Raw genomic sequence first — 395 nt, forward strand, 5'->3', positions numbered from 1 at the left:
CGCCATACCGCTCAATGCCGGTGATTTTTTCCACACGTAAAGCGGCGGCTCGGTGCCAGGCGCTGATTCCCCTTTCGCTTCGGGGATCGGTAGCCCGCTGTAGTTAATACCGTGCGTTGCCAGCGGCCAGCCGTAGTTTTTGCCCGCTTGCGGAATGTTGATTTCATCACCGCCGCGCGGGCCATGCTCGTTCAGCCACAATGTCTCGCTCCACGGATTCATCGCCATCCCCTGCGGGTTACGAATACCGTAAGACCAGATTTCCGGGCGCACGCCCGATTTATTCAGCCACGGGTTATCGTCCGGCACCTTGCCTTCTTCAGTCAGGCGTACAACTTTTCCCTGAAGTTTGTCGAGATCCTGCGCGGTACTGCGTTGATTGTTTTCACCGAGGC

At 57.5% G+C, this 395-nt stretch carries 1 protein-coding gene; it reads right to left on the reverse strand.

Translation table 11 applies throughout. The features are described 5' to 3' along the window. Window positions 1–395: PQQ-dependent sugar dehydrogenase (locus GPA22_RS22535; protein WP_211169317.1), on the reverse strand; the 395-nt coding region annotated here is incomplete at both ends.

It is taken from the genome of Aromatoleum toluvorans (genome assembly GCF_012910905.1).
Lineage (GTDB): Bacteria > Pseudomonadota > Gammaproteobacteria > Burkholderiales > Rhodocyclaceae > Aromatoleum > Aromatoleum toluvorans.